This is a genomic window from Candidatus Cloacimonadota bacterium (assembly GCA_012522635.1).
In the GTDB taxonomy this organism is placed as follows: Bacteria; Cloacimonadota; Cloacimonadia; order Cloacimonadales; family Cloacimonadaceae; genus Syntrophosphaera.
Window position 1 is genome coordinate 21513 of the sequence record JAAYKA010000079.1, and the last position, 6528, is coordinate 28040.

The 6528-nt window shown below is 47.8% G+C and carries 8 protein-coding genes; 1 reads left to right on the top strand and 7 read right to left on the bottom strand.

What is annotated here, in order from left to right:
- Positions 1-63: 63 nt before the first annotated feature.
- Positions 64-708, bottom strand: coding sequence for an endonuclease III (locus GX135_04420; protein NLN85332.1), 645 nt, complete (start codon positions 706-708; stop codon positions 64-66).
- Positions 709-810: 102 nt separating this feature from the next.
- Between GX135_04420 and GX135_04425 the strand changes: the two genes are divergently transcribed.
- The gene (locus tag GX135_04425; GenBank protein NLN85333.1) at positions 811-1482 is read left to right on the top strand and encodes an SOS response-associated peptidase; all 672 of its coding nucleotides are present in this window, start codon (positions 811-813) and stop codon (positions 1480-1482) included.
- Here GX135_04425 and GX135_04430 read toward each other — a convergent pair.
- The 6 genes from GX135_04430 to GX135_04455 form a co-directional block, all read right to left on the bottom strand.
- The gene (locus GX135_04430; protein NLN85334.1) at positions 1479-2768 is read right to left on the bottom strand and encodes an ArsB/NhaD family transporter; all 1290 of its coding nucleotides are present in this window, start codon (positions 2766-2768) and stop codon (positions 1479-1481) included. The two genes, GX135_04425 and GX135_04430, sit on opposite strands and share 4 nt — an antisense overlap.
- Positions 2765-3670: a PTS transporter subunit EIIA gene (locus GX135_04435; GenBank protein NLN85335.1), complete on the bottom strand. Its 906-nt coding sequence runs from the start codon at positions 3668-3670 to the stop codon at positions 2765-2767. Before GX135_04435 ends, GX135_04430 begins: the two co-directional genes overlap by 4 nt.
- 108 nt (positions 3671-3778) lie before the next feature.
- On the bottom strand, positions 3779-4387 hold the full coding sequence (locus tag GX135_04440) for a regulatory protein RecX (GenBank protein NLN85336.1): 609 nt from the start codon (positions 4385-4387) through the stop codon (positions 3779-3781).
- Positions 4359-5408 carry a recombinase RecA gene (recA, locus tag GX135_04445; GenBank protein ID NLN85337.1) on the bottom strand — a complete coding sequence of 350 codons (1050 nt, stop codon included), beginning with the start codon at positions 5406-5408 and terminating at the stop codon, positions 4359-4361. Before recA ends, GX135_04440 begins: the two co-directional genes overlap by 29 nt.
- A 14-nt stretch (positions 5409-5422) precedes the next feature.
- Complete coding sequence (gene thpR, locus GX135_04450; protein ID NLN85338.1) at positions 5423-5974, bottom strand: RNA 2',3'-cyclic phosphodiesterase; 552 nt, start codon at positions 5972-5974, stop codon at positions 5423-5425.
- Between the two features lies 1 nt (position 5975).
- Positions 5976-6458, bottom strand: a complete 483-nt coding sequence (locus tag GX135_04455; protein NLN85339.1) for an adenosine monophosphate-protein transferase — start codon at positions 6456-6458, stop codon at positions 5976-5978.
- Positions 6459-6528 lie beyond the last annotated feature (70 nt).

Sequence of the window (6528 nt, forward strand, 5' to 3'; positions counted from 1 at the left end):
CTTTCATTTCAGGCAAGTATTATTTTCGATTCCTTTTTGAGAGTGATCAAATATGGCTTTGGGTCACACACCAATTCTGGGGCAATAATCATAAATCGGACACTCATGGCAGCGCGGTTTGCGGGGTGTGCAGAGGTTTTGGCCGAAGGCAACCACGTGCGAATTGTATGTGAGCCAATATTTTTCGGGAAGAATCTTGCGCAATGCCATCTCGGTTTCCAGGGGATTTTTGGTGGAAACGTAGCCCCAGCGGTTGCTGATGCGGTGGACATGGACATCCACACAAATTGCGGGAAGTGAAAATGCTACGGCGCGCACCAGATTAGCGGTTTTGCGTCCCACACCCGGAAGCTGGAGCAAATCATCAATTTCCGCGGGAACCTTTCCGTCAAAAAGCTCCTGCAAAACGCCTGGTAATTGTTTGAGGTGCTTGGCTTTGGTATTGTGAAACCCCACCGGGTGGATGAGGTTGTTAATCTGAGATTCAGATAGTTTATCCAGCTCTTCCGGAGTTTCAGCCTGGGAAAAGAGTCTGGCGGAAGCTTTGGCGGTGGTTTCATCCTTGGTTCTGGCGCTGAGAATGGTGGCAACCAACACCTTGAAGGGGTCTTTGGTTTGCACTTGGATGAGGTCCACAATCGGGGTTTTTACCTCATCAAAGTGTTTGGCCAAGGCTTGCATCACCTTGTCGATATTGAATTTGGGCATGGTCTTTCCTTTTTTACGGTCATCTTGGATGGTCTTTGATTAAAAAAACATGTTGCAGGTTTTTCGGGCTTGTGTTTCCTGTCAACCGCAAGGAGTTTTACAATGTGTGGAAGATTTGCCCAAGTGATCAAATATGACCAGTTGCAAAAACTGGAAAAAGAACTGAGGCTCACCCAATTATCCGACCAGGTGATACAGAATTTCAATGTGGCACCCACGCAAACGGTGATGGCAATTGTGAGTCAGGACGCGGGACGCTATCCCGGGTTTTTCCGCTGGGGTCTGGTTCCCTCCTGGAGCCGGGAGTTGCCAAAGTTTGCCCTGATCAATGTTCGCGCCGAAACCATCACCGAAAAACCTTCCTTCCGGGGTGGACTGCAACGCAGGCGCTGTCTGGTTCCAGCCAACGGTTTTTATGAATGGAGAAAAAGCGACAAACAACCTTTTTTCATCCGCGCGGCGCTGGAAGATTTAATCTATATGGCTGCCATTTATGACGTTTGGAATGGCCCGGATGGCAGCTATATTCCGTCATTGGGAATCATCACCACCGCTGCCTCAGAAAAAACACGCTCCATCCATGATCGGGTTCCAGTGATGCTTTTCGGGGATAATCGCCTGACCTGGCTGGATCACAAACAGAGCGATCCTCTGGATTTTGTACCCCTGCTTAAAGCTCCAGACGATAAAGAATTAGAGCTTTATCCTGTCAGCAGGCAGGTGAACAAGGTGGAAAACAATTCTCAGCTCTGTCTGCAACCTTTGGAGGATTAATAATAGCGGAGGAGGATGTAGGCTGTGCTTGTAAGCAGTGAGACGAAGGTAAAAATCACACTGATTTTTGTGAATTCCTTAAACGAAATGTGAAAGCCATTTTGTTTGGCGATTCCGACAGAGACGATGTTTGCAGAAGCGCCGATCAGGGTGCCATTTCCACCCAGGCAGGTTCCCAGAGACAGAGACCACCAAATTGGATCCATCAGCTTTGGATCTTGAATAACCTGAGCAATTTGTTTTAAAACCGGGATCATGGTTGCCACGAAGGGTACGTTGTCCACCACAGCGGAAAAGATGCCTGAAATCCAAAGTATGGCCATCGAGGTGAGCCGTGGTTTTCCCTGTGTGACGTGTATAACTCTGTTTGCCAGTATGTTGATGAATCCGGTTTTTACCAGTCCCTCCACCAAAATGAACAAACCCATGAAGAAAAGGAGGGTAATCCAATCGATGTCTTTTGCCAATACCGGTTCCATATTTTTGCGGTTGCTAATCACCATCAAAATCAGAGCTGCGGACATGGAAATACTTGCGGTTCCAAGCTTTAGAACTCCATCGAAAGCCAGAGCCAAAAGCATTGCGCCCAAGACAGTCAATGAAATCACCAACATCCGTTTGTCCGTGATCAATCTTTCTTCTTTGTAGCTCATCAATTTGGCACGGTTCACCTGGCTCACATACAGTTTTTTGCGGAAAAGCAGGATTATCAAGCCCAGGCTTGCCAGCACCGACAACAAGGATGCTGGAGTCAGGTTTATCATGAAATCCATGAAATGTTTGTCGATGGCGCTTCCCAAAATCACGTTGGGAGGGTCACCCACCATGGTTGCGGCTCCTCCCATATTTGAGGCCACAGCCATCGTGATGATGAATGGAACTGGCGAGATATTCAGTTCGTGGCAGATCAGCATTGCCACCGGCACCAAAATCATGACCGCGGTCACGCTGTCCAAGAAAGCGGAAAAGAAAGCGGTGATGCAAAAAAGGAGCATCATGATTGCCAAAGGATGACCACGCACGAGTTTGGCGGTTTTAATCGCCACATACATGAAGACGCCGGTTTTTTTCAAAACCGAAATCACCAACATCATGCCCAGCAGAAAAAATATGACATTCCAATCCACCGCGAGGAATGCTTCCCCCTGAGTGAGGATACCTGTCATAACCAGCAAAAAACCACCGATGAGGGAGGCCAGCATCTTGTTGATCCATTCTGTGATAATCAACACGTAGGTGACGGCGAAAATTACCAGCGCCACCAGCATAGTAATGGCAGAGCTCATGCTTTGATTACCTTCTTAAAAACATCCATTGCCGTAATAACCCCCACAATCTTGCCGTTTTCCAACACGCAGAAATAGCGCCGATTTTCCCTCAACATGTGAAACACCGCCTCCACCACGGAATCCGTGGGATTCAGATATATCGTATCTGTGCGCATCACATCTTCCGCGCTGAGCTCCTCCTCTTTTTCAAACAAGTTTTCCAACGGTTCGAAAGAACTCAGAAAAGCCAGATCGCTGATGCGCATCAAATAATCCGGCACACCCACCTTCAGGACATCCAATATGTTTATCTCTCCCAAGTAGTTATGATCATCGTCCACGACGGGCAGCATGGCGATGCTGTGTTTGTTCAACAGGCTGTCCACTTTGCTCAGTTTATCCTGTGGCGACACACAGACGGGGTTTTTCACCATGATGTCCGCGATGGTGAGTTCCGAACCCACTTCAATCTGCTGCTGTTTCAAAAAGTGGATTACCTCGTGACCGTCTTTCAGTCCGCGCAGGTTTTCCATAATTTGAGGATCTTTGGACATTCTTAAAAGCGCTGCCACAATGTTTAAATATATCTTGGAGGAGGATTTATCTGTGAGGATGAGGATAATCCAATCCACCTTGATGCCATCGTAATCCAACGGTTTTTCCAAGAAAGTCATGCCTATCAAAATGTCGTCCAAACCGTCCAAACGCACATGGGGAATGGCAATGCTGCCGGCGTAGGCCATCGGCGCTTCTTTTTCGCGCGCCAAAATGGCGTCCAAAAGCTCTTGATCGCAATGATTTACGCCTGGATGTCGATGAGAGCAAATCCTTTGGATAATTTCCAAATAAACCTGTTCCCTTTCAAGCTCACGCTGTTCAAACGCGATTGTCTTTGGATCCAAAAAATCTGCTAATAACATGGTTTAACCTCTTTTTTTTGGGTATTTACATACAAATAATTGGGGGCTATAATCCAGTCAATGTTTTTTATTTTTACCTGCAATCAGAAAACATTTTTAGATGTTTTTTTAATCCAATTCGTCCCAAGCGGACTGGATGTCATCAAGCTCAAAACCTTTGCGGAACAGATAAGCAAAGGCTTTTTCACGCAGTTTGTTATAGGGCAGTTCAGCTTTGGAGGCGCAGTATTTTCTCAAAAGCTCTCCGAGATCATCCGAGGCTTGCTCGCTTGAAAAATGCTCTTCTAAAATTGGCTCCCAAAGCTGGATGGGAAGCTGATGTTCCCGCAATTTGGCAACGATGGCGCGTTTGCTGGCGCGGCGATTTTGATATGAACGGATCAAGATTTCGGCAAAACGCGCGTCGCTGATGTAATTCATTTCCTGGCAATATCGAATTGCGGCTTCGATGGTTCGGCCATCGAACTCTTTTCTTTGCAGCAGTTTACGGCATTGCAGGCTGCTGCGCTCAGATTTGGCAAGATAATCCACCAATATTTTTTTCGCCTGTTCTTGTAAAAGCCGGCAAAGTTCCTGGGCTTCGTCCGCGGAAATTTCACCTTCAAAAACCGGCGGATATGAAGGCGGGAGCGCCCGTTTTGGCAGGCTGCCCCCGCAATTTCCTTCCAGTTCAAGCTTGAGGGTGCTTTTATTCTTGTTCGTTATCCTCAGTTTCATCGATGGGATTGGTTTCCTCAACTGGACTGGCTTTTTCACGCACTTTATTTTCTATCTCTTCAAGGATTTCGGGATTATCCCGCAGAAATTGTTTGGATTTTTCCGTGCCCTGTCCCAGTTTGGTATCCTGGTAGGCAAACCAGGAGCCGCTTTTTTTCACAACTTCCTGTTCCACGGCCATGTCCAAAATGATGTCCAGGTTCGAGATTCCCTCGCCAAAAATGATGGGGAAAACCACGGTTTTAAAGGGCGGGGCAAGCTTGTTTTTCACAATCTTGACGCGGGTTTTGGCGCCAATAACTTCCGCCTCCGCTCCGGTGGATTTGAGGGCTCCGGCAAAGCGAACTTCCATGCGGATTGTGGAATAAAATTTCAACGCCACGCCACCAGCGGTGGTTTCAGGGTTCATGTAGGCGGTGACCCCAATTCTCATGCGGGTTTGATTGATGAAAATCACGGCTGTATTGGATTTTGAGACAATGGCGGTCAATTTGCGCAGGGCCTGGCTCATCAAACGAGCTTGCAGACCAACATGGCTGTCGCCCATTTCACCTTCAATTTCCTGGCGCGGAACCAATGCCGCAACGCTATCAATCACAATGAGATCCACTGCCGAACTGCGCACCAGGGTTTCGCAAACTTCCAGGGCTTGCTCGCCGCCATCGGGCTGGGAAAGCAGCAATTCATCAATTTCCACGCCCAACCTTTTGGCGTAAGACGTGTCCAGAGCATGTTCAGCATCGATGAAAGCCACCACACCGCCCAATTTTTGAGCTTCCGCGGCAATATGCAGTGCCAGGGTGGTTTTGCCACTGGCTTCGGCGCCGTAAATTTCGATGATGCGGCCTCGCGGAACGCCGCCAATTCCCAAAGCTATATCCAGATTGAATGCCCCGGTGGGAATGGTATCCACTTTTTGTTGGGCTTTTTCACCCAAGCGCATAACAGTACCTTCGCCGAATTTCTTTTCCAGTTGCGAAATTGCGGTTTTCAGGGCTGCGTCTTTGTTTTTGTCCTGCATTGTATTTTCCTTTTTTATCTTAATTCAAAACTTTCCAAAGCATGATAGATGGGGCCATCGCTACGCAACACGCTGCGAAACAAGGTCACCCGGTTATAGAGATGGAAACCGGTTTCCAATTCCATCGTCAAAATATCCCTCTGCAATGAGGCTGGGAGCGGTTTTTTTACGCGTCCCAGGGTTATGTGCGCTTTGAGCGGTTTCGCGTCAGGCTCAAAACCGGCGTGACGTATCTTTCCCAAAAGCTTTTTATGCCAGGCTGAAAGAGAGCCATCCTTATCCGCCAAAGTGGCCCAAACCAAACGCGGAGCCTTGTAAGGAAAAAGCTCCAAACCTTTGAGCGCCAGGGAGAAAGCCTCCGCTTTGGCACAGATTTCAGAGAGAGCTTCGCTGATTTCTCCGAGTCTGTTCACGTCCACATCTCCCAAAAAAAGCAGGGTCAGATGCAGGTTTTCGTCTTTCACCCAGTTCACACCAGGATGTGGCCTCAGCCGGCGCAAAACCTCCACCAGCGAACTTTGTGGCTGCTCTGGCGTTTCCAGTGCGATGAAGCTGCGATATTCCACGTTAGCGCTTGTAACCGATGTCGCGCAGGAATTTTTTACGGTTTGTGATATCGGTATCCAGTTCGATACCCTGGGGCGAATTTCCGTCGATGACGCCCAAAATTCCACTTCCCTGCTCGGTTTTGGCCAAGATTACCTGAACTTGATTTGCGGTGGCGCAGAAAATATTAACCACTTCGCGGCAATCTTTTATCGCGTTTAACACGTTGATGGGAAATGAATTCCGCAGCACGATTAAAAAAGAGTGCCCCGCGCCCAAACGCAACATATTTTCCACAGCGCATTCGATTAATTCGTTATCTGTGCCTTCTTTTCGAACCAAACATGGTCCGGAAGCTTCGCAAAAAGCCAAGCCAAACTTGATGCCGGGAACGGTGTTCACAATTGCTTCATAGAGGTCTTCCACAGTTTTAATGAAGTGGCTTTGACCCAAGATGATATTCGTATCGGATGGGAATTTTAGCTGTTCAAGCCTGAGTTCCATGCTGCTAACCTCGTATTTGATAATAGACGCAAAATATTGGATGGGCAGGGCTTGTCAAGTTAAATCTCAA